This window comes from Micromonospora nigra (assembly GCF_900091585.1).
Taxonomy (GTDB): Bacteria; Actinomycetota; Actinomycetes; order Mycobacteriales; family Micromonosporaceae; genus Micromonospora; species Micromonospora nigra.
Window position 1 is genome coordinate 4,807,475 of sequence record NZ_FMHT01000003.1, and the last position, 24,438, is coordinate 4,831,912.

Sequence of the window (24,438 nt, forward strand, 5' to 3'; positions counted from 1 at the left end):
ACGCGCTCTGTCCTGCCTTCGCGCTCTGCCGGCGCGTGTTGCGGCATGTCGCGGTATCCCGGCCGCCAAACACCCCACCTTGCCGCACGTCGAGTGGATCACCCGCGTTCCGGGTGTCCGGGGTGGGCGTCGTCAGGTGGTGGTGGACCAGCGGCGCAGTTCGCGCTTGGCCAGCGAGGCGCGGTGGACCTCGTCGGGACCGTCGGCCAGGCGCAGGGTGCGGGCCTGGGCCCACAGGGCGGCGAGCGGGGTGTCCTGGCTGACGCCGGCCCCGCCGTACGCCTGGATGGCCTTGTCGATCACCCACTCCGCCATCGCCGGGGTGGCGATCTTGATGGCCTGGATCTCGGCGTGCGCGCCCTTATTGCCGACGGTGTCCATCAGCCAGGCGGTCTTGAGCACCAGCAGCCGGGCCTGCTCGATGCGGACCCGCGACTCGGCGATCCACTCGCGGACCACCCCCTGCTCGGCGAGCGGCCGACCGAACGCCACGCGGTCCAGCACGCGGCGGCAGAGCAACTCCAGAGCCCGCTCGGCCATGCCGACCAGGCGCATGCAGTGGTGGATCCGGCCGGGGCCGAGCCGGGCCTGGGCGATCGCGAAGCCGGTGCCCTCGGCGCCGATCAGGTTGTCGGCCGGCACCCGGACGTCGGTGAAGTCGATCTCGGCGTGGCCGCCGTGCGGGCCGTCGCTGTAGCCGAACACGTGCAGGCCCCGCCGCACGGTGACGCCCGGCGTGTCCCGGGGGACCAGGATCATGCTCTGCTGCTTGTGCCGGTCGGCGTCCGGATCGGTCTTGCCCATCACGATGAAGATCTCGCACGCCGGGTCCATCGCCCCCGACGACCACCACTTGCGGCCGTTGACCACGTACTGGTCGCCGTCGCGGGTGATCCGGGTGGCGATGTTGGTGGCGTCCGAGGAAGCGACCTCCGGCTCGGTCATGCAGAACGCGGAGCGGATCTCCCCCTCCAGCAGCGGGGTGAGCCACCGCTGCCGCTGCTGCGGCGAGCCGAACTCGGCCAGCAGCTCCATGTTGCCCGTGTCGGGGGCGGCGCAGTTGACCGCCTCGGGCGCGAGGTGCGGGCTGCGGCCGGTCAGCTCCGCGAGAGGGGCGTACTGGAGGTTGGTCAGCCCGGCACCGAAACGCGGGTCGGGCAGGAAGAGGTTCCACAGGCCGCGCCGTCGGGCCTCGGCCTTCAGCTCCGCCAGCACCGGCGGACGGGCCCACGGGTCACCGGCGGCGGCCACCTGCTCGGCGTGGACGGCCTCGGCGGGCAGCACGTGCTGTTCGAGGAACTCGGTCAGCTCACCGCGCAGCTGCTCGGTGCGGGCGTCGTACGCGAATTCCATCAGTTCTCCCTCACAGCGGTCAGCCCGTGATCCACCAGCGGCGTCACCATCTCACCGATCCGGTCGAAGCCCTCGCCGAGGGTCTGCCCGAGGGTGTGCCGGTAGTGGATGCCCTCGCAGATCACGGCCAGTTTGAAGCAACCCAGCGCGACGTGCCAGTGCAGCGGGCCGACGTCGACGTCGCTGCGGCCGGCGTACCGGTCGATCAGTTCGGTGCCGGTGGGGAAGCCGGCGCGTGGACCGAGCCCGTCGGCGACCGGGTTGTCGGCGGCGGTGTCGCTGTCACCGAGCACGTCCCAGTAGGTCAGCAGCAGCCCCAGGTCGGCCAGGGGGTCGCCGAGGGTGGCCATCTCCCAGTCGAGCACCGCCCGCACGGTCACCGGCTCCACCGTGGCGAGGACGTTGTCGAGCCGGTAGTCGCCGTGCACGATGCGCCCCGCGTTGGCCCCCTCGGGTGCGGTGGCGGCGAGTCGGTCGCGGAGCTCGTCGATGCCCGGCACGGGTCGGCTGCGGGAGCGGTCGAGTTGGCCCGCCCACCGGCGGACCTGCCGGGCGAGGTAACCGTCGGGTCGGCCGAAGTCGGCGAGCCCCACCGAGGCGGGCTCGACGGCGTGCAGGGCGGCGAGGGTGTCCATCATCGCCATCGCCAGGTCCCGGCGCTGGCCGGCGGTCAGCGGGTCGGTCTGGGCGCGGCTGCGGAACACCTCGCCGGGCACCCGTTCCATCAGGTAGAACGGCGCGCCCACGACGTCGGTGTCGGTGCAGAGCAGCAGCGCCTCCGGCACGGGAACCCCGGTCGGCGCCAGAGCGGAGATCACCCGGAACTCGCGGGCCATGTCGTGGGCGGTGGCGAGCACGTGCCCCAGCGGTGGGCGGCGCAGCACGACCTGCTGCCCGCCGGTGTCGAGCAGGTAGGTCAGGTTGGACTTGCCGCCGGCGATCAGCCGGGCGCGCAGCGGCCCGGTGACCAGCCCGGGGCGCGACGACGCCAGGTAGGTCGCGAGCCGGTCGAGATCAAGGCCGGCGGGCCCGCGGCCGGGGTGGGCGGGGGTGGCCGGGGTCTCCGGCCGGAGCGGGTCGTCGGCCGGATCGGTCATCCGACTAGTTGATGGCAGCTCAACCGCATTGTCAAGGTCAGGTTTTCCGCCGGGGACATGCCGCTGCAACAGGGACGAAATGGTCACGGGGCAGGCTGGGGCCCAGCCTGCCGGCCGTCACGCCGGCCCGCCGAGCGGAGGGGTTCATCATGTTGCTGCGCGTTCGGGTCACCCTGCCGGACCGGCCGGGCACGCTCGGCCAGGTCGCCCGCACCCTGGGTGTGTCGGGCGCGGACATCGTCCAGGTGGTGGTCCTCGAACGGCTCGGCGGGCGGGCGGTCGACGACTTCACGGTCGTGTGGCCGGGCGCGGCCCGCGTGGAGCGGCTGCTGGCGGGCCTGGCGGCCATTCCGGGGGTACGCGTCGACGGGGTGTGGCGGGCGATCGGCGCGCCCACCACCACGGGGCAGGACGCCGAGTTGCTGGCCCAGATCGCCGGGAACCCGGTCGACGGGGTGGCCACGCTGGTCGACGCGGTGCCCGGCCTGCTCGCGGCCGACTGGGCGGTCGCCGCCGTCGTGCCGGTGGACTGGGCCTCCCGCACCGGCGCGACCGGCGGGGCGACGGTGGGGCACGCGAGCTGGCGGGCGCCCGTACCGCCGCGGCTGCCGGAGGTGACCCCCCTGCGGGCCCGGGCGATGACCGCTCCCGACGGCGGTCACTTCGCCGTCGCGCCGTTCGGCCGGGCCGGGCTGGTCCTGGTGGTGGCCCGCGGGCACGGCGAGACCCTCGCCCCGGCCGCGTTCCACTCCACCGAGGTGGACCGGCTGGCGCAGCTCGTCCGGGCCAGCGCGGTGATCCTCGGTGATCGGCTCGACCTGGTCGGCGGGCCGTCGGTGACCGCGAACCCCTGACCCGCGGCCAGCGGTGGTGACGCAGGCCGCAGTGGTCGAACCCTTGCCGTCACGGTGGGGCAACCGGGCCGCAACAGCCACCGACGAGGGTACTACCGGGGAAGGGAGCGAGCCATGACGCTGTGGCGGATCAGAGCCACCGTGGACGACCGACCGGGCTACCTGTCGGTACTCACGGCGAGTCTCGCGTTGCGCGGGGTCAACATCCTGACCGTGCAGGTGCACACCACCGAACGGGGCGCGGTCGACGACTTCCTCGTCGACGCCCCGGACACCCTCGACGAGGCGGATCTCGTCGCGGCCGTGGAGCGCGGGCGGGGCCGCGACTGCTGGGTGGCGCGCAGCGAGGCGCGGGGCCTGGTCGACCAGCCCACCCGGGTACTCGGCCTGGCCGCCCGGCTGGTCCGGGACCCGGACGGCACCGGGGAGGCGCTGCGGGCCCTGCTCGGCGCGCAGGAGGTGACGTGGCGGCCCGCCCCGGCGTGCTCCCGGGCCGGGATCGGGGACACCACGATGCTGGTCGCCGACCCGCACGGCGGGTCGTACGAGCTGCGCCGGGCGCAGCCCAGCTTCACCCCGGCCGAGTACGCCCGCGCGCAGGCGCTGGTGGAACTGGCGGGTGCCGTCGCGCGCCGCTCCGCCGACCAGGTCACCGTGGTCCTGCCCGACGGCGCGGACCTGGCCGTGCGCCCGGCCACCGCCGACGACCTGGCGGGCGCGGCGGAGCTGCACGAGAGCTGTTCGGCGCGGAGCCGGCACCGTCGCTACCTGGGTGGGGCCAGCCTGCCGCAGCCGGCCCGGCTGCGCCGGCTGCTGGAGCCGACGCGTGGGGTGACGCTGGTGGCGACGACCGTCGGTGCCGCCGGCACACCGGAGTCGGTGGTGGCGATGGCGAACCTGCTGGGCGAGGGCGACGAGGCCGAGGTGGCGCTGCTGGTGCGCGACGACTGGCAGCGCCGGGGGGTGGGGTCGGCGTTGCTCAACCGGTTGGTCCGGCACGCCGAGTCGGTCGGGTTCGTGGCCCTGGTGCTGCACGTGCAGGCCGACAACGCGCCGATGCTGCGGACCCTGCGGCGGTTGTCACGTCCGATGGTGGCCGACCGTGACGGCGGCCTGCTGACGTTGACGGTGCCGCTGGCCACCGGCGTGCCCGCGGAGGTTCCCCGACCGCGCTGAGCGGCGCGGGCCGCGGCGGGCACGGAACGACCGCCGCCGAGCCCGGTGTGCGAGCGGGCGGCCCGCCACCCGCGCCAGGGAAGGGGCCGCCACCTGTGCGGCCGACGAGACGGCCGACCTCCGGTGCGGAGGACGGTGGAACGGCAGGGCCCCCGGTTCGGGGGCCCTGCCCATGTCCGGCGCGGGGGGACCAGGGCTGGGGGGCGGGACCTCCCGCGCCGGACGACTCAGGTGGCGGGGTAGCTGCTGCGGTCGGGGAAGTTGCCGTACAACCGGTCGTCGCCGTCGCCCACCGTGACCGCCTGCACCAGCAGGTCGCCGCCGACGAATGCGCCCTTCCACGAGGCGCCCCGACCGCCGAACGGCTCCTCCCGGTCGCCCCGCGAACGGGGCCGGTTGATGCCGACCTTGAACGCCTGGAGGTCGACCGCGAGCTTCTCGGCCTCGTCGGTGTCGTCGCAGGCCAGCGAGGCGACCAGGGCGCCGTTGGAGGCGTTCATCTGGGCCAGCAACTCGTCGGTGGTGTCCACCACGACGATCGTGTCGACCGGGCCGAACGGTTCGGCGTGCATGAGCCGGGACCGGCCGGGCGGGGCGAGCAGCACCGACGGGGCCACGTAGGCGGAGGTGTCCTGCCCGTCGAGGAAGGGCACCCCGTCGAGCTTGCCCCGGTGCAGTGGCACCGCACCGTCCCGGAGTGCCTCCTCGACCTTGCGACGCAGTTCCTCGGCCTTGGCCGCGCTGATCAGGGGGCCGAAGTCCAGCTCGGGCAGCGGGTCACCGGCCGACCAGTCGTCGCCGACGGCGAGGGGGTGCCCGAGGCGGACGGAGCGCACCACCGGCAGGTACATGTCGAGGAACTCGTCGACCAGGTCCCGTTGCACCACGAACCGTGGGTACGCGGTGCACCGCTGCTTGCCGTACTCGAAGCCCTTGCGCAGATGGGTGGCCAGCAGGTCCCACTGGGAGAAGTTCCAGATGCCCCAGGCGTTGAGCCCCTCCTGCTCGATGAAGTGCCGCTTGTTCGAGTCGAGCAGCGCGGCGGCCACCTTGCCGCCGTTGGAGCGTCCGCCGACGAACGCCACCGCCCCGACCTCCGGTGCGCGGACGAGGACCTCCGACAGTTCCTCGCCGCTTCCGGAGACGAGGGTGGCGGGCAGGCCGGCGCGGTGCATCAGCGCGTGCGCGACGGTGAGGCAGACCGCGCCGCCCTGCGAGGGGGTCTTGGCGATGACGGCGTTGCCGGCGAGCAACTGCACCAGCTCGGCGTGCACGAGCACGCTCATCGGGTAGTTCCAGGAGGCGATGTTGCTGACCGGGCCGGGCAGTGGTTCCCGCCCGCCGGCGAGCATCCGGTCGATCTCGTCGACATACCAGCGCACCCCGTCGAGGGCCCGGTCCACGTCGGCGCAGGCCAGCCGCCACGGCTTGCCGATCTCCCAGACGAGCAGCAGGGCGAGCAGGTCGCGGTGGGCGGTGAGGGCGTCCAGGGCGTCGGTGACCCGGGCCTTGCGTTCGGCGAGGCCGGTGGCGGCCCAGGTGGCGTGGGTGGCGGCGGCGTGGGCGACCGCGGCGCGGGCGGCTGGCGCGTCCAGTCGGGACAGGTTGACCAGGACGGTGTTGTCGACGGGAGTGCGTACGGGGGTGGGCGTGCCCACTGCCCGCCAGTCGCCCTCGACCAGGTTGTGCAGGGTGGCGACGCCGTCGACCGGGGCGGCGAACGCCTCCGGTGCGGCGGCCACCGCCCGGGCGAGGGTGTCGGACCAGGCGGTGTGGTCGGCGAGTCGTAGAGCCATCGCGGTCTCCTCAGGTTGGCCGGGGGAGCGGCGGCGTCGATGGCACCGCCAGGCGTGGCCGTACTGTCACCCGTCGCCGATCGGGGCGGCAACAGTACGTTCGTATGCCAGGACGCACAGTGCGCCCACGTCCTCAGTGGAGTGAGCTTTCGGCTGCGCGCTGACCGCTGTCACCTGCGGAATCACCGCACCCGCATTGGCAAGCATCGATGATGTGATGAATGCCCCGATGTTACTCGTCGGTAGAGTCGTGGACCGCTTCCGGGCGCACGACGGCCGCCGGACCTTCGTCCGGCGGCCGTCGTCGTGGTGGGGTGTCAGCTCGTGAAGGTGACCCGGTCGCGGCGGCGACGCACCGCCACCAGGGCGGCGCCGCCGCCGACCAGACCCGCGCCGACGAGGGCCATGGTGGTCGCGGCCGCGCCGGTGACCGGCAGCCCGCCGTCGTCGTCCCCGCCGCCACCGCCACCGGTGCTGGGCGACGGGGTGACCGACGGGGTGGCCTCCGGGGTGGTCGAGGGTGACGGTGACGCCGACACCGACTCCGACGGGGTCGGCGTCGCGGTCGTCGGGGTGCCCTCGCCGGCACACGTGTGGCTCAGGTTGAACCGGTCGGCCGCGCCGCTGACCGAGGCGGTGCCGTCGACGAGCGTCCACCCCGCCGGGGTGAACAGGTAGGCGTGGATGAGGCGGTCGCTGTTCCTGCCGGCCGGGTACAGCGCATCCGGGTAGGCGTCGGTGGAGTCGGGCACGGTCACGGTGACCTGCTCGTCGCCGTCGCTGAAGGTCAGGGTCAGGGACTCGAAGCCGCCTGATGCATTGCCGCCCGGCAGGACGAAGTGCCAGCCGTCGTGGTCGTCGGGGCGCGTGGCGAACCGGTCGTCGTCGCACTCCTGCTGGAAGGCCGCCGCGGTGGAGCCCCGGTGGGCGGCGTGGAGCGGAACGTCGCCGCCCGCCCAGGCGGGAGTCGCGAGGGCGAGGCACGCCGTGGCGGCGGCGGTGGAAACGGCCGCGCGCGCCACGTGCCGACGCTGTGGCATGAGCTTTCCTCCGGTGCTGGTCGAGGGGGGACGGCCCATGCTCGCACCCGCGCCGGCTCCGTTGATCTCGGACGAACGGCCTGACCTGGTCGGACGGGTCGGCCCGACCCGTCGACGGGGGTGGACGGTCCACCGTCGGCGGGCGTGTCGGTGTAACGCGCGGTTCGGCCTGGGCGCTACCGCGGCCCGTCAGGCAGCGGGCCCGCAGGTGGGGCGGGGCTGGACCGGCGGGCTTCACAAACCGGCAACACCAGCATTACATTGCTGAATGTCCATGGGAGCGCTCCCGGCCCGTGGTCCACCCACCACCACCTGCCGCCGGGCGGGGCCTCGGGACGCGTCCCGCGCGTCGGAGCGTCGCCGTCCGCGACGTCACCGAACGGAGCACGGCATGCACCGAACCCGACGGTCCCGGCACCCCGCCGCCGACCAGCCCTGGCCCCGCCGGCTGCTGGCCGGCGCAGCGGCCCTGGCCACCGGCCTGGCCCTCGCGGTCACCGTGCCGGCGGCACCGGCCGCCGCCGAACCCGCGTTCAACTACGCGGAGGCGTTGCAGAAGTCCCTGCTGTTCTACGAGGCCCAGCAGTCCGGCGAACTGCCCGACTGGAATCGCGTCTCCTGGCGCGGCGACTCCGCGCTCACCGACGGCGACGACGTCGGCGTGGACCTCACCGGCGGCTGGTACGACGCCGGCGACCACGTCAAGTTCGGCTTCCCGATGGCCTTCAGCGCGACCATGCTCGCCTGGGGCGCAGTCGAGTACCGCGCCGGCTACGCCGCCTCCGGCCAGCTTCCGCACCTGCTCAACAACCTGCGCTTCGTCAACGACTACTTCGTCAAGGCCCACCCCTCGCCCAACGTCCTCTACGGGCAGGTCGGCAACGGCGACGACGACCACAAGTGGTGGGGTCCCGCCGAGGTGATGCCGATGGCGCGGCCCGCGTACAAGATCGACGCGAGCTGCGGCGGCGCGGACCTGGCGGGGGAGACGGCGGCGGCGATGGCCGCCTCGTCGATGGTGTTCCGGCCCACCGACGCCGCGTACGCCGACAAGCTGCTCACCCACGCGAAGCAGCTCTACACCTTCGCCGACACGGTCCGGAAGTCCTACCACGAGTGCATCACCGACGCGACCAGCTTCTACCGCTCCTGGAGCGGCTGGCAGGACGAACTGGTGTGGGGCGCCGTCTGGCTGTACCGGGCCACCGGCGACACCGCCTACCTGGCCAAGGCCGAGAGCGAGTACGACCGGCTCGGCACCGAGCCGCAGTCCACCACCCGGTCCTACAAGTGGACGGTGGCCTGGGACAACAAGCAGTTCGGGGCGTACGTGCTGCTGGCCAACCTGACCGGCAAGCAGCGCTACGTCGACGACGCCAACCGGTGGCTCGACTACTGGACCGTCGGCGTGGGCGGTGAACGGATCCGCTACTCGCCCGGCGGCATGGCCGTGCTCGACTCCTGGGGCGCGTTGCGCTACGCCGCCAACACCGCCTTCGCCGCGCTGGTCTACAGCGACAAGACCACCGACACCGTACGCAAGGCCCGCTACCACGACTTCGCGGTCCGGCAGATCAACTACGCACTCGGCGACAACCCGCGCGACTCCAGCTACGTGATCGGCTTCGGTGCGAACCCGCCGAAGAACCCGCACCACCGGACGGCTCACGGCTCCTGGTGGGACAGCCAGACCGTGCCCGCCGAGACCCGGCACACCCTCTACGGCGCGCTCGTCGGCGGACCGTCCTCGCCCGACGACAAGTACACCGACAACCGGTCGGACTACGTGATGAACGAGGTCGCCACCGACTACAACGCCGGCTTCACCTCCGCCCTGGCGCGGCTGACCCAGGAGTACGGCGGCACCCCGCTGGCGAACTTCCCGGCCGCCGAGGAGCCCGACATCGACGAGTTGACCGTCGAGACCACGGTGATGCAGGCCGAGCCCCGGGCCACCGGCCTGAAGGCGATTATCTACAACAAGTCGGCCTTCCCGGCCCGCGCGCTCACCGACGCCAGGTTCCGCTACTACTTCCGGCCCGACGGCGACGGCCCGGTGACGGTCACCCCCGGCTACACCCAGGGTTGCCCCTCGCCGTCGACGGCGAAGCAGCACAGCGGCGACATCTGGTACGTCGAGGTCGACTGCACCGGGCACACCATCGCCCCCGCCGGGCAGTCACAGCACCGGATGGAGGTGCAGTTCAAGATCGGGGTGCCCGAGGGCGGCACCTGGGACCCGAGCGACGACCCGTCGTACCGGACCGCCGCCGGGCCCAACCCGGCGGTGCCGCTCTACTCCGGCGGCACCCGGGTCTGGGGCACCGAACCCGCGCCGCCCACCCCGGACACCACCGCGCCGACCACCCCCGGCACGCCCGTCGCGACCTCGGTCAGCGCCCGCTCGGTCAGCCTGACCTGGCCGGCGTCCACGGACGCCGGCAGCGGGCTCGACCGCTACGTCGTCTCCGAGCAGCTGCTCGGCGGCGACGAGCCCGTCGACCACCCGGCCACCACCAACTCGCTGACGGTCACGTCGTTGACCCCGGAGGGCACGTACGAGTTCCGGGTGCGGGCCGTCGACCGGGCCGGCAACGTCTCACCGTGGTCGGCGAAGCTGACCGTGACCACCCCGGCCGTCGACGACGGGGACACCACCGCGCCGACCAGGCCCGGCACGCCCACCGTGTCGGCGATCACCCCCACCGGCGCGACACTGAGCTGGGCCCCGTCGACCGACGAGGTCGGCGTCACCGGCTACCGGATCTACCGCGCAACGGGATCGACCGACACCCTGGTCGCCACGGTCACCGGCACCACGTACGCGGCGACCGGGCTCGACCCGCAGACCACGTACCAGTTCCACGTGGTGGCGACCGACGCCGCCGGCAACGTCTCACCGCCGTCGGCGAAGGTGTCGGTGACGACCTCGGCACCCCTGCCGACCAGCCCCTGCCGGGTCGCCTGGAGCAGCAACGACTGGAGCAACGGCTTCACCGCCAACGTCACGATCACCAACACCGGCACGACGGCGATCGACGGCTGGACCCTCGCCTTCGCCTTCCCGGCCGCGGGTCAGCAGGTCGGACAGGGCTGGTCGGCGACGTACGCCCAGACCGGTACGGCGGTGACCGCCACCAACATGTCCTACAACGGCACCCTGGCCCCCGGGGCGTCCATCGGCATCGGCTTCAACGGCACCCACACCGGGTCGAACCCGAAGCCGACGTCGTTCACCCTCAACGGCGCCCTCTGCACCCTTGCCTGAACGCCTGAACGCCTGAACGCCTGAACGCCTGAACGCCTGAACGCCTGACCGGTTGGCTGCTCGTCGGCCAGCCGGTCAGGCACGGCGTGCCCCGGCGCGCGTGTCAGTCGGGCAGGTCGTCGGCGAGCAGGTCCATCAGCAGGCCGTCGTGCCAGCGTCCGTCCTCGCCGCGCTCGTACCGGCGCAGGATCCCGACCGGGCGGAAACCGACCTTCGCGTACGCGCGGATGGCGGCGGTGTTCGCCGCCGCCGGGTCGATGGTGAAGCGGTGGTGCCCGTGCGCGTCGACCAGGTGCCGGGCGAGGGTGCGTACGGCGTCGCCGCCCAGCCCCCGGCCGTGCACCGCCGGGTCGAGGAAGACGTCCAGGCTGGCGTGCCGGTAGTCGGGGTCGTCCTCGGCGTACCACTGGATCGCGCCGACCACCCGCCCGTCGTGCTCGACCACGTACACCGTCGTGTCGTCGTCGGCGAGGTCGGCCTCGACGGCCGCGACCAGGTCATCACCGCCGCGCCACCAGCGGCGCACCTGCGGGTCGGCCCGGATCTCGGCGAGCGCGGGCACGTCCTTCGCCGTCGCCGGCCGCAACGTCACCGCCCGTCCCCGCAGCATCCCGGTCATCCCCGGGTCTCGCCGTGCTCGACGCAGATCGCGGACCAGCCCACCGGCAGCACCTGCACCTTCATCCGGCGTCGGCAGTGCGCGCAGAACCGGGGCGGCTCAAGCGCGCGGGCCACCCCGCAGGGCGCGTGGTCGCCGGCACCGGCCGGCTCGCCGCAGCGGTCGCACCAGCCGGCGGCGACAGTTGCGGGCACCACGGCGGGCGTCCCGGCCGCACCCGGCACCACGGCGGGCGTCCCGGCCGCACCCGGCACCACGGCGGGCGTCCCGGCCGCACCCGGCACCACGCGGCTGGCCGGCACCGTGTTCCTGGCCGGCACCGTGCGGCCGGCCGGGCCGGCCGGCGCGGCGTCGCTCGTGGTCATCTGGTCGATCCCGCCGTCAGAGAGTGGCCGACAGCGCCTTGACCGGCATCTTCAGGTCGTCGAGCAGCTTGAGGTCGTCGGTGGCCGGCCGTCCCAGCGTGGTCAGGTAGTTGCCGACGATCACCGCGTTGATGCCGCCGAGCAGGCCGTCGCGGGTGCCCAGGTCACCGAGGGTGAGTTCCCGGCCGCCCGCGTACCGCAGAATGGTGCGCGGCATGGCCAGGCGGAACGCGGCGATGGCCCGCAGCGCGTCCTTGCCCTCGACCACCGGTCGGTCACCCAGTGGCGTGCCCGGTCGCGGGTTGAGGAAGTTCAGCGGCACCTCGTGCGGGTTCAGCTCGGCGAGCTGCGCGGCGAACTCGGCGCGCTGCTCCACCGTCTCGCCGAGACCCAGGATGCCGCCGCAGCAGACCTCCATGCCGGAGTCCCGCACCATCCGCAGGGTGTCCCAGCGCTCCTCCCAGGTGTGCGTGGTGACCACGTTCGGGAAGTAGGAGCGGCAGGTCTCCAGGTTGTGGTTGTAGCGGTGCACGCCCATGTCGACCAGCTCGTCGACCTGCTCCTGGCTGAGCATGCCCAGCGAGGCGGCCACCTGGATGTCAACCTCCGCCTTGATGGCGGCGACGCCCTCGCGCATCTGCTTCATCAGCCGCGCGTCGGGCCCGCGAACGGCGGCCACGATGCAGAACTCGGTCGCCCCCGTCGCGGCGGTCTGCCGGGCCGCCTCGACGAGCGAGGGGATGTCGAGCCAGACGGCCCGGACCGGGGAGGTGAACAGGCCGGACTGGGAGCAGAAGTGGCAGTCCTCCGGGCAGCCCCCGGTCTTGAGCGAGACGATGCCCTCGACCTCGACCTCCGGGCCGCACCAGCGCATCCGCACCTCGTGGGCGAGCTGGAGCGCGGCGGGCAGGTGCTCGTCGGGCAGGTTCAACACGGCGAGGGCACCGGCCTCGTCGAGGCCGACACCGTTCTCCAGCACCTGGGCACGGGCCTGGTCGAGGATCTCTGGCATGGCTCGTACCCTACAAGGCCGGTGTGCGGTGGCCCGCGCCACGCCGACCCCGCCCTGCCGGGTGGTAACTTCGCCCGGCGGCGGATCGCCGCCGACGGTCCCCGGCCCGGTCGGGGCGTACCGGCTCAGGAGGGACGTGAGGGGTGGCGGACTGGCTGGCGGCGCTCGACCGTCGCGCCGAGCTGCGGGCCAAGGCGGGACTGACCCGCCGGTTGCGCCCACGTGCCGCCGACGACGGAGTGGTCGACCTGGCCGGCAACGACTACCTCGGGCTGGCCGGTCACCCGGAGGTCACCGCCGCGGCCACCCGGGCGCTGTCGGCGTACGGGCTGGGTGCCACCGGATCGCGGCTGGTCCGCGGCTCCACGCACACCCACCACACCCTTGAGGACGCCCTGGCCGACTGGTTGGGTGCCGAACGGGCCCTGGTGTTCTCCTCCGGCTACCTGGCGAACCTCGGTGCCGTCCGGGGGCTGGTGCAGCCGCGTACGCTGCTGGTCTCCGACGCCCACAACCACGCCTCGCTGATCGACGGCTGCCGGATCTCCGGCGCGGAGACGCTGGTGACCCCGCATGCCGATGTGGCCGCCGTGGCGGCGGCGCTCGCCGCGGCCCCCGGTCGACCGGCGGTGGTGGTCACCGAGTCGGTCTTCTCCGTCGACGGCGACCTGGCTCCGCTGGCCCGGCTGCACGCCGTCGCCCGCGAACACGGCGCGTTGCTGCTGGTCGACGACGCCCACGCCCTCGGTGTGGTGGGTCCGCACGGGGCGGGGGGCGTGGCCGCCGCAGGGCTCGCCGGCCAGCCGGACGTCGTGGTCACCGCGACGTTGTCCAAGGCGCTCGGCGGGGCCGGGGGTGTGGTCGCCGGCCCGGCGGCCTTCGTCCGGCACCTGGTCGAGACCGGCCGGACCTTCATCTTCGACACCGCGCTGCCGCCGGCCGTGGCCGCCGGGGTGCAGGTCGCCGTCGGGTTGGCCCGTGCCGGGGATCCGCTGCGCGCCGAACTGGCCGACCGGGCGGCCCTGGCGGTGCGCCGGCTGCGTGCCGCCGGGCTCGGTGTCTCCGTACCCGACGCGGCGGTGGTCTCGGTGACCGCGCCGGGCCCGGAGGCCGCCACCGCCTGGGCGGCGGACTGTCGGGACCGGGGCGTGGCGGTCGGCTGCTTCCGCCCGCCGTCCACCCCGGACAGCCGGTCCCGGCTGCGCCTGACCATCGGCGCGGGGGTGCCGAGGTGGGACTTCGAGCGGGCGCTGGAGGTCATAGTGGAGGTGGCACCGTGAGCGTGAGGAGTGAGCCGGGTTTGCGAGCCCCGCAGTCGCGAACTGAGCAGGCACCGTGAGCGTGAGGAGTGAGCCGGGTTTGCGAGCCCCGCAGTCGCGAACTGAGCAGGCACCGTGAGTGCGGCGGGTGAGCCGTGGCGGGGTCCGGTGCTGGTCACCGGCACCGACACCGAGGTGGGCAAGACGGTGGTGACGGCGGCGGTCGCCGCTGCGGCGCAGGCCGCCGGCCTGCGGGTCGGGGTGGTCAAGCCCGGTCAGACGGGTACGGTCACCGGCGAACCGACCGACACCGAGACGGTCACCCGACTCGCCGCGCCGTTGACCGCGCGGACCCTGGCCAGCTTCCCCGACCCGCTGGCCCCGCTGGCCGCCGCCCGGGTGGCGGGGTTGGAGCCGCTGGAGCTCTACGCCGCCGTCGACGCCGTCCGCGAGGAGGCCGGGAAGCACGATCTGGTGCTGGTCGAGGGGGCCGGCGGGCTGTTGGTGCCGATGGGGCTGCGCCCGTCGGGTGAGCCCTGGACGATGGCCGACCTGGCGGTGGCGCTGGGCGCGCCGGCGGTGGTGGTGGCACGCGCCGGGCTGGGCACGCTCAACCACACGGCGCTGACCCTGGAGGCACTGGAGCGCCGGGCGGTGCCCGCCGGGGTGGTGATCGGCGCCTGGCCGGCCGAACCGGAACTGGTGCACTGGGCGAATCTGACGGATCTGGTGCCCCACCTGCTGGGCGCCCTGCCGGCCGGTGCCGGCGCGATGGATCCGGGGGTTTTCCGCCGGTCGGCGCCGGGCTGGTTGACCCCGGCGCTGTACGGCGTCCTCGACGACTGGCGTGCCTGGGCCGAGGACGCCGGCTGACCCGACAGGGGCGGTTGCGGCGGGATGCGGCCGGGACCCGCTGGGCAGAAATCACCTCATATAGGTCCAATCTGGATCAAAGTGGTGGGATAGGTGCCATCATCGGAGTTCTGGCGGTGCACGTCCTGATGTCGACGGAAGGCGCGACCGCGAGCGGTGGCGGGTCGAGGTCGAGAGGAATCGCGGGTGCACACCACCAGGAACATCCGGTCGTGGGTCCAGGCGGTCGCGCTGGCGCTGCTGCTCGTCGGAACCCTCCTCCCGGGCGGAGGGCTACCCGTCTTCACGCTGACCGCAGTTGTCCTGGTGCCGATCCTGCTCTGGTTGATCGTGACGGATCTCCGGGTGGTGCACCGGGCGGTGCCGTGCGTGCTGATCCTCGCCGCCGTGGTGGCCGTCCCGGCGGTCCTGGCGTCACCCACGACCGACTACGGGTCCACCAAGGTGACGGGCTTCCTGCTGTTCACACTGCCCACCGCCCTTGCCGTCGTCCTGATCCGGGACCGACGTGACATCACCACCTGGGCGAAGGTGTGGGTGGCGTCCGGGTGCCTCCTCGCGGTCGTCGCTCTGGTCGGCGAGGTGGACCCGGCCGGCCGTGCCATCGGCGACGGCGACAGCAACCCGATCTGGCTCGCCAGGGCGATCGGTTCTCCCGCGGTCGCGCTGCTGTGGCTGACCTACCGCCGGGCGCTACCGAGGGTGGCGGTGGTGGGTGCCGTGGTGCTCCTCGGCGCGGGCCTGAACGCCACCGGCTCCCGTGGCCCTGTCGTGGCACTGGCCATCGCCACCCTGATCACGGTCACCCTGTCGTCGCCGGCGGCCCGAACCGGCCGGGCCGCCGCCGTCATCCTCAGCACCGCCGCCGCCCTGTACCTCGTGCTCGCCTTCCAGCTCGTTCCCGCCACGTCGAGGCTCGGCGCGGTCCTCTACGACCCGCGTGGTGAGCTGGAGGCATCGCAACGCATCGAACTCGCCCGGCCGACGATCGAGCTGATCAAGGCGCACCCGGGCGGGGTGGGCTTCGGCAGCTGGGCCGACCACGTCACGATCCTGCTCCACCGCTACCCGCACAACCTGTTCCTGGAGGTGTTCGCCGAGGCCGGTTGGATCCCCGGCGCAGCGCTCCTCGCGCTCGTGGCGTGGGTGATGGTGCGGTTGTGGCGCGCTTCCGGCGCAGAACCCACGGCGGTGCTCTGCCTGGCGCTGCTGGTGTTCGAGACGACGTGTGTCAGCGTGTCCGGTGACCTCAACGCCCGGACGTTCTACTTCGTCCTGACGTTGGGCTACGCCGTCAGCTACTGGACCCGGACCGCTGCTCCGCCCCGAACAACGCGGCCCGCCCCGACGACCTCTTGGCCGCAGGCGCAGCCGATGGTTCCGTCAGGCCCGGCCCGGCGGTAGCCCGCGGCGCGCCTGCGCGGCGGACCACGAAGGCGTCGGGCATCCGGAAGGTGAGGTTGTCAGGGCACCACGGGGCACGGACGACCCGCACCCCGTCCAGCAGCGGGACGACCCGCTCCACCACCACCGCCGCCTCCATCCGGGCCAACTGGTCGCCGACGCAGCGGTGCGCGCCCGCCCCGAAGGCCAGGTGCCGGCGGGAGCCGCGCTGCCCGGGACGGAAGGCGTACGGGGCCTCGACCGTCGCCGGGTCCCGGCCCGCCCGGGCCAGCCACAGCACCACGCTGGTGCCTGCCCGAACGGCCGTCGCGCCCAGCGTGGTGTCCACCGCGGCCACCCGCCGCCAGGTCACGATCGGCGGTTCCAGCCGCAGCCCCTCCTCCACCACGTCGGCGACGGCCACGGTGCCGGCGCGCAGCCCGGCCCGCACCGCCGGCTCACCGGCGAGGCGGTGCAGCAGCAGGGTGAGGAACTGACTGGTGGTCTCCTGGCCGGCGACCAGCAGGAAGAACAACGCTCCGACCACCACGTCGGGCGGGTGCCCGGCGGCCCGCAGGTCGCCGGCCAGGCCACCGCCGGTGGCGGCGAACTCCCGCAGCACCCGGTGGAAGCGGCCCACCTCGGCGGCGAGGACCTGCTGCCGGTCGGCGTCCAGCGGGGCCCAGAACAGCTCCAGCGCGGCACGGGCGAACCGGGTGACCGCGTCGACCGGGGCGTCGGGCAGCTCCACCAGCCGGGCCAGCACCAGCAGCGGCAGGTCGGCGGCGAGGTCGGCGTACAGGTCGACGGATCGGCCGGCGGCGAGCGCCGCGTCGAGGCGGGCGACCCGGTCGGAGACGAGAGCGGTCAGCCAGGGTCGTTGCGCGGCCACCCGGGCCGGGTGCAGCGCGTCCGCGACGACCGACCGGATCGCCGGATGACGGGGACCGCCGTTGTTGGCCAGCGTCGGGGGCAGCCGGAACCGGTGCGTGGCGAGGATCCGCAGCGCCGCCACCGGCATCGGGGTGACCGCGTCGAGCGCGTTGTCCGGACGGTACGTCACCGGGTCGGCGAGCACCTGCCGGACCAGCGCGTGCCGGGTCACCACCAGGTGTTCCACGCCGACGTGGTCGGCGACGCGGGCCACGTCCGGCCAGGGCGCGTCGACCGGTTCCGCCCAGCTCCGCAACAGCACGGCGTCACGCTAGCGGGCGGCCCCCGGCAGCCCGGCCCGCAACCGCCACACCGTGGTGCGCTTCACCCGTACGCTCTCCAACGCCTCGCTGACCGGAACGTCGTAGCGGGCCACCTCGTCGAAACGGTCCCGGGGCAGGAACGCCCGGCCCGGGTCGCCGACGAGCACCTGCGCGCCGGCCCGGGCGGCACGCAGCAGGAACCGCAGCATCCGGTCGGCCATCGCCTGGCTGTAGAAGACGTCCCCGGCGAGCACCACCTGCGCGTCGCCGGCGTCACCGTCGAGGATGTCACCCCGCTGCGCGTCGATGCGAACCCCGTTGGCCTCGGCGTTGACGGCGACCGCCGCCACGGCCAGTTCGTCGACCTCCACCGCACGCACGGCGGCGGCCCCGGCGCGGGCGGCGGCGATGGCGACCAGACCGGAACCGGCGGCCAGGTCCAGCACCCGGCGGCCGGCGACCAGGTCCGGGTGGTCGGTGACGTGCCGGGCCAGCCCCTGCCCGCCGGCCCAGGCGAACGCCCAGAACGGGGGCGGCTGGTCACTGCGGAACTCGCCCTCGGTCAACTCCCACAGCCCGATCGGTTCGTCGGCCTGGTGCAGCCGCACCTCGGGAACGAACGCGACCGGCGCGAGCCGGGCATGCAGCCGGACGAAGGCGGAGGAGAGTTCGGACATCCGCTGATTCTCCACCCGTGGTGGGGTGGGGTGGGTCGGGGGTGGATCGCCCCGGGCGTGCCGCGTTCCCGCGATTGCCCGTACGTCTCGGCGTGTCGCGGTTCGCCGGTGACCGGTTCACCACTGTCGGTGAAAGCCACCCCCGGGTGTGACGGTCCGTGCGAACACGCCCGTCTACCGGCTGGCCCCGCCCGCTCCTAGCGTTGCTCGGTGGAGGCGACCGACGGGAGGACGAACGTGAAGAGGCTGTGGCGGTACACGCTACGGGTCGGGGCGGTGCTGGCCTGCCTGACCGGGGTGGAGGTCGCCATGGTCGCCCCGGCGCACGCGGCGTTCGCCACCGAACTCAGTGGCCTGCCCGACGAGTTCACCGCAGGTGACCGGGTCGAGACGGTCTCGGCGGTGGTGTCCCGCACCGACCGTGGTGGCTGCGTCAAGGTGCGCTGGTCGATGGTGCTGCGGGTGGAGAACATGCGACTCGACCAGGTGAAGGTGGACCGGGTCGAGGAGACCGGCTCGTTCCCGCTGGAGATCCGCACCGAGGGCGACGCGGCCCGGCTGACCGACCGGCAACTCGACCCGGGCACGTTGTGCCCTGGCCGCACCGTCACGGCCACCTACCGGATGGCGTTCGCCGAGGACGTGGTCCGGGGACGGGTCACGCTCGCCGCCGAGGCGTACGACGCGAACCTGCGACTGCTGTCCCGGCAGACGGCCACCCGCTCGGTCGTCGGCGTGGCGCGGCCCACGACGGCGGCTCCGCCGCCGACCGTGGAGCCGGTGCCGACGCAGGAGCCGGTGCCGACCGAAGACCCGGACGACCCGGCGGCCGAGGAGGATCCGGAGCCGACGGAAGCCGCCGGGGCCCCGGCGGCCGGAACGGCGGGAGCTCCCGTCGCGCAGTCCGGCGGATTCGGGTTGACGCACGCCGCGTTCCTGCTCGGTGGTCTGCTGCTGTTCCTCGGTGTCGGACTGCTGCTGCGGCTACGGCAGCTCACCCAACCCGCGGACGGCGGCGCACCGACCGGCGCGGCCGGCGACCGCTGGGAGCGCCGGGATCCCCCGGCGGGGCGCTGGCGGTCCGGACGTCGCTGACGACAGGGGCAGTCCCCCTGCGCTGAGCCCGCCGAAGCCGTTCGGGTCGCCTCGCGGCCGGTCGGCGGGGGAGTCCCGGGGGCCGGCCGTCTGCCGGCCCCCGGGAGGCGTTCACTTCGAGAACGCCTGGAACTCCGCGATGCGTACCTGGTCGCGCGCCGGGCTGCTGGTCGCGCAGTCGGTGCTCGTGGCCGGGTCGTCGTCCTGCTCACCCGCGTAGTGCGGCCCACCCGTGCACTGGCTGGTCAAGACCTCCAGGCGCAGGTGGGTGGCGCGGGTGGTGGGCACCCGGAACCCGCGAACCACGAGGTCCGGCACGTACGCCCGGAACGCCCCACCCGGAAAGGCGTCCGGCGCGCTGGTGTAGACGCGCCGGAAGTTCGCCGGGTCCGCACAGTCGGCACGGGTCGCGTCGCACGCCGCCACGGCGAACGACCGCAACGCGCTGAGCGTGTTCTGCCCACCGGCGTCCACGTCGCCGGTGATCGCGGGACGCAGCATGGCGCTGACGTTGACCCGCTTCACCAGGTGGGCGCGGTCCCCGGGCAGCGCGACGGTGACCTGGCGTCCGGCCACCCCGTCGAGGGAGGCCCAGTTGGTGGCCTCGGTGTCGTCGGCGATCCGGTCCAGGTTCACCCCGTCGCCGCTGACCGTCGCCCCGGCGGCGGTGGACGCCAGGTTCCGGCTCATCCGCAGGGTGAGGTGACGCGCCTGACCGGCCCGGGCCACGACCTTCAGCCGCTGGTGGCCGAAGCCGGGCGCGACGGCGAGCAACTGGTACCTGCCCGGCACCAGCTCGACGGAGTCCGGCAGCGGCGTGGCCGGGTCGGTGTCGGCGACCGGCACGGCCCGCGCCTCGTACGCCCCGACGTACACCCGGACGGGCGCGTCGGCGCTGTCGCCCTTCGGCCGCAGGGTGAGCGTGGCGTTGTCGCCCAGCGGGGTGGCGAAGCTGGGCGTCGGGTCGGAGTCGGTGGCGCCGGCGGTGGCCGCGTCGCGGCCCATCCCGGACCGGGCGAACTCGGCCCAGATCAGCTTCTGGTTGGCCCCGCCGAAGCGCAGCAGGTCGGCGGTCAGCATGTTGTCGCGCATGTCGAGCATGCTGACCTGGCTCGCGGCCTGGAGCAGGAACGAGTCGAACACCAGCTGCGACCAGCGCCGGTTGCCGGGGCACCGGTCGACGGCCACCTTCCCGAGCGCGCAGTCGAGCTGGCGCTGCGGGGTGCCGGCGCCGTACCGCTTGACCATGGCGGCGCGGATGCGCAGGTTGGTGGCGCTCCAGATCTCGCCGTCGGGGTGCACGGCCGGCCCGCCGGTGTTGTAGCCGACGTCGGAGTAGTTCAGCGGGCTGCGGCTCGGGTCGTGGTTGCGGATGCCGCTGACCAGGTTCCCGGTGACGTACCCGCCGGTGACCCAGGGGGACCTGCCGGGGGCCCGTAGGTTGTGCTGGACGAGGTACTCGGCGGCGAGCAGGTCGCTCCACGACTCGCCCATCGCTCCGCCCTGGAGGCCGCCGATGCCGCTGTCCGGGCCGGCGATCATCCGGTTGGTGATGGCGTGGGTGTACTCGTGCCCGATCACCGTCATGTCGTAGTCGCCGTCCACGCAGGGCGGGTAGGGGCCGCCGGCGATGGGCTGCCACAGGTACATGTTGGTCGTCGGCGGCAGGCCGTCGCGGGGGGTGCCCTGGTTGGCGTTGTTGCGGCTGCCGCTGAGCGCGCCGGCCTGGGCCCGGCCCTGCTCGGCGTCGCCACCCAGTCCGTCGGGGGTGAGGTTGACGGTCTGCAGGTTCCAGGTGGCCTCGGTGAAGCCGAGGTGCCAGGCCCAGTCGTGCATCCGGTTGTGCATGGCGAACAGGTTGGCCGCCGCCGCGTCGGCGTCGTTGCGCTGCGCCGAGGTGAACACCTCGGGGTTGCAGCGGGCCTGGTGCCACTGGTCGGTGAACGGGTACTCGTAGCGACGGTCGGCACGCGGGGTGGCCGGCAGGATCGGGCTGCCCGCACCCCAGGAGACGACGGTGTTGGCGGAGTTGCCCCGGGTCGTGGTCGTCGTGGCGTCGGTGGTCAGGTCGACGTCCCAGGGCCGGCCGCTCGCCGGGTCGCGGTAGGCGGCGGCGCACTCCGGTGCCGCGTCGGCGCACCAGCGCACCCGGGGGTCGTCGCCGGGCGCGAGGTCGACCGGCGGGGTGGCGGGGAACACCGCCCAGCTCGGGTTGTCGGAGTCGAAGTCGACGAGGTCCTCACGTACCAGCACCTGGCCGGTGATCCCGTCGACGTAGGTGGTGAACGCCTCCGGGTGGTCGGTGCCGGAGCCGATCAGGGTCACCTCGTACGCGGCCCGGGGCCCGTCCAGCGGGGTGGGTACGGCGACGGGGCGGACGCTGTGCCGGGCGACGGTCCCGGCGGTGAGCCCGGCGTCGGCGAGCGCCGCCGTGTACGCCTGCGCTTCGGTGAGGGTGGCCGGCTGCGGTGCGGTGGTGTCCCGTGAGAGCGAGGAGCTGACCGATAGGACCCGGCCGTCGGCGACCGCGAGGGTGACCAGGCCGTCGTGCCCGGCGGGCAGGTCGCCGAAGCGCTGCCGCAGGGTGACCACCGCCCCGGTGCCGATCGGCCTGACGAGCAGCCGTTCCATGCCGGCCACCGCAGCGGCGTCGAGGCCGAACAGCTCCTGGTTGGCGGTCAGGTAGGCGCGGGCGGCGGCTTCCGGGGCGGCCGGCAGGCCGGTGGCGAGGGGGGTCCGGCCGGGGCCGAGCGCGTGCGGGGTGCCCAGCCGGTTCCACCGCACGTCCGGGTCGGCGCGGCGGGCCAGCCCGCGCTGGCGGGCGTCGGGCGCGGCGTTGCCGGCGCGGTTGTCGACGTCGGCGTGCTGGTGACCCTCCGTGAACGGACCGGACCGCGGCCCATCCGCACCGCCGGTGGGGGCGGCGGGGGCCGCGGCGGTGGGGCCGCCGATCAGCAGGGCGGTCACCGCCGTGGTCGCGGTGAGGACGGCGACGAGCCGGCGTCGTCGCCGGCTCGTCGCGGGTGTCCACTGGGGATGTGGCACGGGACCTCCTCGTGGGAGTGGGTGGCCGGGGTGGGCGCCGGCCCGCGTGCAACACGTTGATGCATGCGCATCTGTGGATACCAGGCGGCTCGGGTCGGAACAAGACCGACGACCGCCCTCCGTGGTCCGGCCGTGACGCAGCGGCGACGGGTGCCCTTGACAGAACCCGCCCCGGTACGCGCGGCGAGGCGACCGCGCCCCGGCGGTGTCGGTTGCCCGCGACCGACTGCCGAGCCCCGGTCGGGGCCACGGAGCGGAGCCCCGGCGGTCGTGCGGGGTGGGCGGGTCAGGGACCCCCGGTGGTCGTGCGGGTGGGTGGGTCAGGGAGCCCAGTCGGGGTTGCGGCCGAAGGCGGCGATCAGCCGGTCCTGCTGGTCGGCGTCCGTGGGAAGGTCGACCCCGGGACGGGTGAGGTCGTCGCGTCGGTAGTCGGCGGCCCGGCCGGAGAACCAGCGGGCGCACTCGGCGACGGCGTCGGGGTCCAGCCGGGGGTCGCAGCCGATCGCCACCGCCAGGTCCCAGCCGTGTACGAGGTGCTCGGCGATCAGTTGGTGCAGGTACTCCTGTGCCGGGGTGTCACCGGCGGACAGCCGCACGGTCGCCGTCAGGACCCCCGGCCGGGTCGCCACCCGCTCGGCTGCCGCCGCCGCGTCCCGGGCCGCCTCGGCCGGATCGTCGCTGAGCTGGTCGCCGTCGTACCGGTCGCCGACCGAGGCGACGGTGGCGCCGTCGAGCAGGTCGACACTCCAGCGGTCCTCGGCGACCACGTGGTTGACCAGCGCCCGGACGTCCCAGCCCGGGCAGGGGGTCGGATCCGACCACTGCTCGGGGGTGACCTGACCCACCCGCTCGGTGAACTCGGTCAGGCTGCGGCGGTACGTCTCCAGCAGGTCCATGCCGCCGATTGTTCCGGCTGCCCCGCCGGTGCGAGCCGTTTTGCCGGCTTCCCCGCCGATCCCGGACCGACGTCCGACCTCGCCAGGACCACTCGCCGGGGACCACTCGCCGGGAACCCCTCGCGGGGCCGCGCCTGGTCGCCCGCGCCCTGGACGGGGCTCAGTCGAGCTGGGCCGGGTCCAGTCCCAGTTCCCGAGCCGTCACCAGGCGGACCCACTCGGCGAACTGGCGGCGCGAGATCACCCGGTCGTGTACCGCGAGCTGCACCGCGAGGCCGTCCATGACGGCACTGATCCGCCACGCTGCCCCGGCCGGGTCGGCGCAGGCGAAGACGCCCGTGGCGACCCCGTCGGAGATGACCGTGGTGAGATCCTGCCGCCACCGCAGGTCGAGCTTGCGGGACAGCTTCTCCAACTCGGGCGTACGCAACGACTCGGCCCAGCCGTCGATCCACATCGCCCACGCGGTGGGACGGCCGGCGGGGGTGTGGAGCTTGAGGATCCGCCGCAGCTTGGCCAGCGGCGGTGCGGTGGACCTGGTCACCGCGTCCAACCGGGCCAGGTCCTGCTCGACCGCGTACGCGAAGGCCTGCGCCAGCAACCGTTCCTTCGTGGCGAAGTGGTAGAAGACCAGCGCCTGGCTCACCCCGGCCGCCTGCGCCACGTCTGCGGTGCGGGTGTTCGCCAGGCCGCGTTCCACGATCACATCACAGGCGGTGCGCAGCAGGGCATCCAGGCGGATCTCGGCCGCACGTCTCGTCACGCCGTCACGGTAACCCATCCGAGTGACCACGGCCCGTCACCGCAGCCGGGGTGATCCGCCTTGCGACAGTCGGAAGCCGGACACTTTTCCACCTGCGGGTTCGTTCCTCCCGCCCGGCCCGGCAAGGTGCCCCGTCGGGCGGTGGTGGCGCCACTGCGGCCCCCCGGCTGCTGCGGTGGCAGCAGCCACACCCGGTGGTGTCAGGGTGGGACGCGCCGCGGCCGACCCCGAGTTGGCAACCGTTCACCGGCTCGGCTAAAGTTCTCATCCGTCACCGGAAACACCGGGGGCACGCGGACGTAGCGCAGCTGGTAGCGCATCACCTTGCCAAGGTGAGGGTCGCGGGTTCGAATCCCGTCGTCCGCTCGGAGCTGCCGCCACGCATGACGGGGGCAACCTCGGTGGGGTGGCCGAGAGGCGAGGCAACGGCCTGCAAAGCCGTGTACGCGGGTTCAAATCCCGTCCCCACCTCGGTGCAACAAGCACGGGCGATTGGCGCAGTGGGAGCGCGCTTCCTTGACACGGAAGAGGTCACTGGTTCAAACCCAGTATCGCCCACCACACGGAACGTTCCGACAGGCCCGCTACCGGTATCCGGTAGCGGGCCTGTCGTCGTGATCGCGAGTTCGAGCGGCGTTGCCCTCCGTCCCCCGTGTGGCCGGTCTGCCCCG

At 73.8% G+C, this 24,438-nt stretch carries 18 protein-coding genes, 3 tRNA genes and 1 pseudogene; 10 read left to right on the plus strand and 12 right to left on the minus strand.

What is annotated here, in order from left to right; genetic code table 11:
• Positions 1-132: 132 nt before the first annotated feature.
• Positions 133-1,353: an acyl-CoA dehydrogenase family protein gene (locus GA0070616_RS20930; protein WP_091085796.1), complete on the minus strand. Its 1,221-nt coding sequence runs from the start codon at positions 1,351-1,353 to the stop codon at positions 133-135.
• Entirely contained in the window at positions 1,353-2,450 is a 1,098-nt protein-coding gene (locus GA0070616_RS20935; RefSeq protein ID WP_091085799.1) for a phosphotransferase family protein, read from the minus strand. The genes GA0070616_RS20930 and GA0070616_RS20935 overlap by 1 nt, the downstream gene beginning before the upstream one ends.
• Before the next feature lie 149 nt (positions 2,451-2,599).
• On the opposite strand from GA0070616_RS20935, the gene GA0070616_RS20940 reads away from it, so the two are divergent.
• Both GA0070616_RS20940 and GA0070616_RS20945 read left to right on the plus strand, forming a co-directional pair.
• A complete protein-coding gene (locus tag GA0070616_RS20940) occupies positions 2,600-3,304 on the plus strand; it encodes an ACT domain-containing protein (RefSeq protein WP_091085803.1) in 705 nt (234 codons plus the stop codon).
• A 114-nt stretch (positions 3,305-3,418) separates the two neighbouring features.
• Positions 3,419-4,480 carry a GNAT family N-acetyltransferase gene (locus tag GA0070616_RS20945; protein ID WP_091085806.1) on the plus strand — a complete coding sequence of 354 codons (1,062 nt, stop codon included), beginning with the start codon at positions 3,419-3,421 and terminating at the stop codon, positions 4,478-4,480.
• 227 nt (positions 4,481-4,707) lie between these two features.
• Here the strand turns inward: GA0070616_RS20945 and GA0070616_RS20950 are convergent, their stop codons facing one another.
• Both GA0070616_RS20950 and GA0070616_RS20955 read right to left on the minus strand, forming a co-directional pair.
• On the minus strand, positions 4,708-6,276 hold the full coding sequence (locus GA0070616_RS20950) for an aldehyde dehydrogenase family protein (protein WP_091085809.1): 1,569 nt from the start codon (positions 6,274-6,276) through the stop codon (positions 4,708-4,710).
• 317 nt (positions 6,277-6,593) lie between these two features.
• Positions 6,594-7,316, minus strand: coding sequence for an LPXTG cell wall anchor domain-containing protein (locus GA0070616_RS20955; RefSeq protein WP_091085812.1), 723 nt, complete (start codon positions 7,314-7,316; stop codon positions 6,594-6,596).
• 391 nt (positions 7,317-7,707) lie between these two features.
• On the opposite strand from GA0070616_RS20955, the gene GA0070616_RS20960 reads away from it, so the two are divergent.
• Positions 7,708-10,584, plus strand: a complete 2,877-nt coding sequence (locus GA0070616_RS20960; RefSeq protein ID WP_091085816.1) for a glycoside hydrolase family 9 protein — start codon at positions 7,708-7,710, stop codon at positions 10,582-10,584.
• A 103-nt stretch (positions 10,585-10,687) separates the two neighbouring features.
• On the opposite strand, the gene GA0070616_RS20965 is transcribed toward GA0070616_RS20960, so the two are convergent.
• The 3 genes from GA0070616_RS20965 to bioB all read right to left on the minus strand — a co-directional run bounded on the left by GA0070616_RS20965 (position 10,688) and on the right by bioB (position 12,580).
• The gene (locus GA0070616_RS20965) at positions 10,688-11,194 is read right to left on the minus strand and encodes a GNAT family N-acetyltransferase (protein WP_091091307.1); all 507 of its coding nucleotides are present in this window, start codon (positions 11,192-11,194) and stop codon (positions 10,688-10,690) included.
• A 5-nt stretch (positions 11,195-11,199) separates the two neighbouring features.
• Positions 11,200-11,430, minus strand: coding sequence for a biotin synthase auxiliary protein BsaP (gene bsaP, locus GA0070616_RS20970; RefSeq protein WP_091091310.1), 231 nt, complete (start codon positions 11,428-11,430; stop codon positions 11,200-11,202).
• A 154-nt stretch (positions 11,431-11,584) separates the two neighbouring features.
• Positions 11,585-12,580 (minus strand): biotin synthase BioB, encoded by a 996-nt coding sequence (bioB, locus tag GA0070616_RS20975; protein WP_091085820.1) that lies wholly within the window; start codon positions 12,578-12,580, stop codon positions 11,585-11,587.
• A gap of 143 nt (positions 12,581-12,723) precedes the next feature.
• On the opposite strand from bioB, the gene GA0070616_RS20980 reads away from it, so the two are divergent.
• The 3 genes from GA0070616_RS20980 to GA0070616_RS20990 all read left to right on the plus strand — a co-directional run bounded on the left by GA0070616_RS20980 (position 12,724) and on the right by GA0070616_RS20990 (position 16,116).
• Positions 12,724-13,860 (plus strand): 8-amino-7-oxononanoate synthase, encoded by a 1,137-nt coding sequence (locus GA0070616_RS20980; protein WP_091085823.1) that lies wholly within the window; start codon positions 12,724-12,726, stop codon positions 13,858-13,860.
• 147 nt (positions 13,861-14,007) lie between these two features.
• Positions 14,008-14,712 (plus strand): dethiobiotin synthase, encoded by a 705-nt coding sequence (bioD, locus tag GA0070616_RS20985; protein WP_091091313.1) that lies wholly within the window; start codon positions 14,008-14,010, stop codon positions 14,710-14,712.
• A gap of 186 nt (positions 14,713-14,898) precedes the next feature.
• The gene (locus GA0070616_RS20990) at positions 14,899-16,116 is read left to right on the plus strand and encodes an O-antigen ligase family protein (protein ID WP_175440146.1); all 1,218 of its coding nucleotides are present in this window, start codon (positions 14,899-14,901) and stop codon (positions 16,114-16,116) included.
• A 16-nt stretch (positions 16,117-16,132) separates the two neighbouring features.
• Here GA0070616_RS20990 and GA0070616_RS20995 read toward each other — a convergent pair.
• A pseudogene (locus tag GA0070616_RS20995) lies at positions 16,133-17,298 on the minus strand (cytochrome P450); the annotation flags it as partial.
• 1 nt (position 17,299) lies between these two features.
• Complete coding sequence (locus GA0070616_RS21000; RefSeq protein ID WP_091085835.1) at positions 17,300-17,968, minus strand: class I SAM-dependent methyltransferase; 669 nt, start codon at positions 17,966-17,968, stop codon at positions 17,300-17,302.
• A gap of 210 nt (positions 17,969-18,178) precedes the next feature.
• Here GA0070616_RS21000 and GA0070616_RS21005 point away from each other — a divergent pair, with 210 nt between their 5' ends.
• Positions 18,179-19,063 carry a hypothetical protein gene (locus GA0070616_RS21005; RefSeq protein WP_245712848.1) on the plus strand — a complete coding sequence of 295 codons (885 nt, stop codon included), beginning with the start codon at positions 18,179-18,181 and terminating at the stop codon, positions 19,061-19,063.
• Positions 19,064-19,174: 111 nt separating this feature from the next.
• Here the strand turns inward: GA0070616_RS21005 and GA0070616_RS21010 are convergent, their stop codons facing one another.
• From GA0070616_RS21010 to GA0070616_RS21020, 3 genes are all read right to left on the minus strand, one after another.
• Entirely contained in the window at positions 19,175-22,108 is a 2,934-nt protein-coding gene (locus GA0070616_RS21010) for a M36 family metallopeptidase (RefSeq protein ID WP_091085838.1), read from the minus strand.
• Positions 22,109-22,428: 320 nt separating this feature from the next.
• On the minus strand, positions 22,429-23,004 hold the full coding sequence (locus GA0070616_RS21015) for a TIGR03086 family metal-binding protein (RefSeq protein ID WP_091085842.1): 576 nt from the start codon (positions 23,002-23,004) through the stop codon (positions 22,429-22,431).
• A gap of 160 nt (positions 23,005-23,164) precedes the next feature.
• Positions 23,165-23,767, minus strand: a complete 603-nt coding sequence (locus GA0070616_RS21020; protein WP_091091317.1) for a TetR/AcrR family transcriptional regulator — start codon at positions 23,765-23,767, stop codon at positions 23,165-23,167.
• 293 nt (positions 23,768-24,060) lie between these two features.
• On the opposite strand from GA0070616_RS21020, the gene GA0070616_RS21025 reads away from it, so the two are divergent.
• From GA0070616_RS21025 to GA0070616_RS21035, 3 genes are all read left to right on the plus strand, one after another.
• Positions 24,061-24,133: transfer RNA gene (locus GA0070616_RS21025), tRNA-Gly, on the plus strand.
• Between the two features lie 34 nt (positions 24,134-24,167).
• Positions 24,168-24,238 (plus strand) — tRNA-Cys (locus GA0070616_RS21030).
• A gap of 15 nt (positions 24,239-24,253) precedes the next feature.
• Positions 24,254-24,328: transfer RNA gene (locus GA0070616_RS21035), tRNA-Val, on the plus strand.
• The last annotated feature ends 110 nt before the right edge of the window (positions 24,329-24,438 follow it).

Excerpts from the sequence above, each read along its gene's own strand:
- bioB (WP_091085820.1), bottom strand. The coding sequence starts at position 12,580 with ATGCCAGAGATCCTCGACCAGGCCCGTGCCCAGGTGCTGGAGAACGGT.
- GA0070616_RS21015 (WP_091085842.1), bottom strand. The coding sequence starts at position 23,004 with ATGGACCTGCTGGAGACGTACCGCCGCAGCCTGACCGAGTTCACCGAG.
- GA0070616_RS20930 (WP_091085796.1), bottom strand. The coding sequence starts at position 1,353 with ATGGAATTCGCGTACGACGCCCGCACCGAGCAGCTGCGCGGTGAGCTG.
- GA0070616_RS20935 (WP_091085799.1), bottom strand. The coding sequence starts at position 2,450 with ATGACCGATCCGGCCGACGACCCGCTCCGGCCGGAGACCCCGGCCACC.
- GA0070616_RS20955 (WP_091085812.1), bottom strand. The coding sequence starts at position 7,316 with ATGCCACAGCGTCGGCACGTGGCGCGCGCGGCCGTTTCCACCGCCGCC.
- GA0070616_RS20945 (WP_091085806.1), top strand. The coding sequence starts at position 3,419 with ATGACGCTGTGGCGGATCAGAGCCACCGTGGACGACCGACCGGGCTAC.
- GA0070616_RS20960 (WP_091085816.1), top strand. The coding sequence starts at position 7,708 with ATGCACCGAACCCGACGGTCCCGGCACCCCGCCGCCGACCAGCCCTGG.
- GA0070616_RS20940 (WP_091085803.1), top strand. The coding sequence starts at position 2,600 with ATGTTGCTGCGCGTTCGGGTCACCCTGCCGGACCGGCCGGGCACGCTC.
- GA0070616_RS20965 (WP_091091307.1), bottom strand. The coding sequence starts at position 11,194 with ATGCTGCGGGGACGGGCGGTGACGTTGCGGCCGGCGACGGCGAAGGAC.
- GA0070616_RS20950 (WP_091085809.1), bottom strand. The coding sequence starts at position 6,276 with ATGGCTCTACGACTCGCCGACCACACCGCCTGGTCCGACACCCTCGCC.
- GA0070616_RS21000 (WP_091085835.1), bottom strand. The coding sequence starts at position 17,968 with ATGTCCGAACTCTCCTCCGCCTTCGTCCGGCTGCATGCCCGGCTCGCG.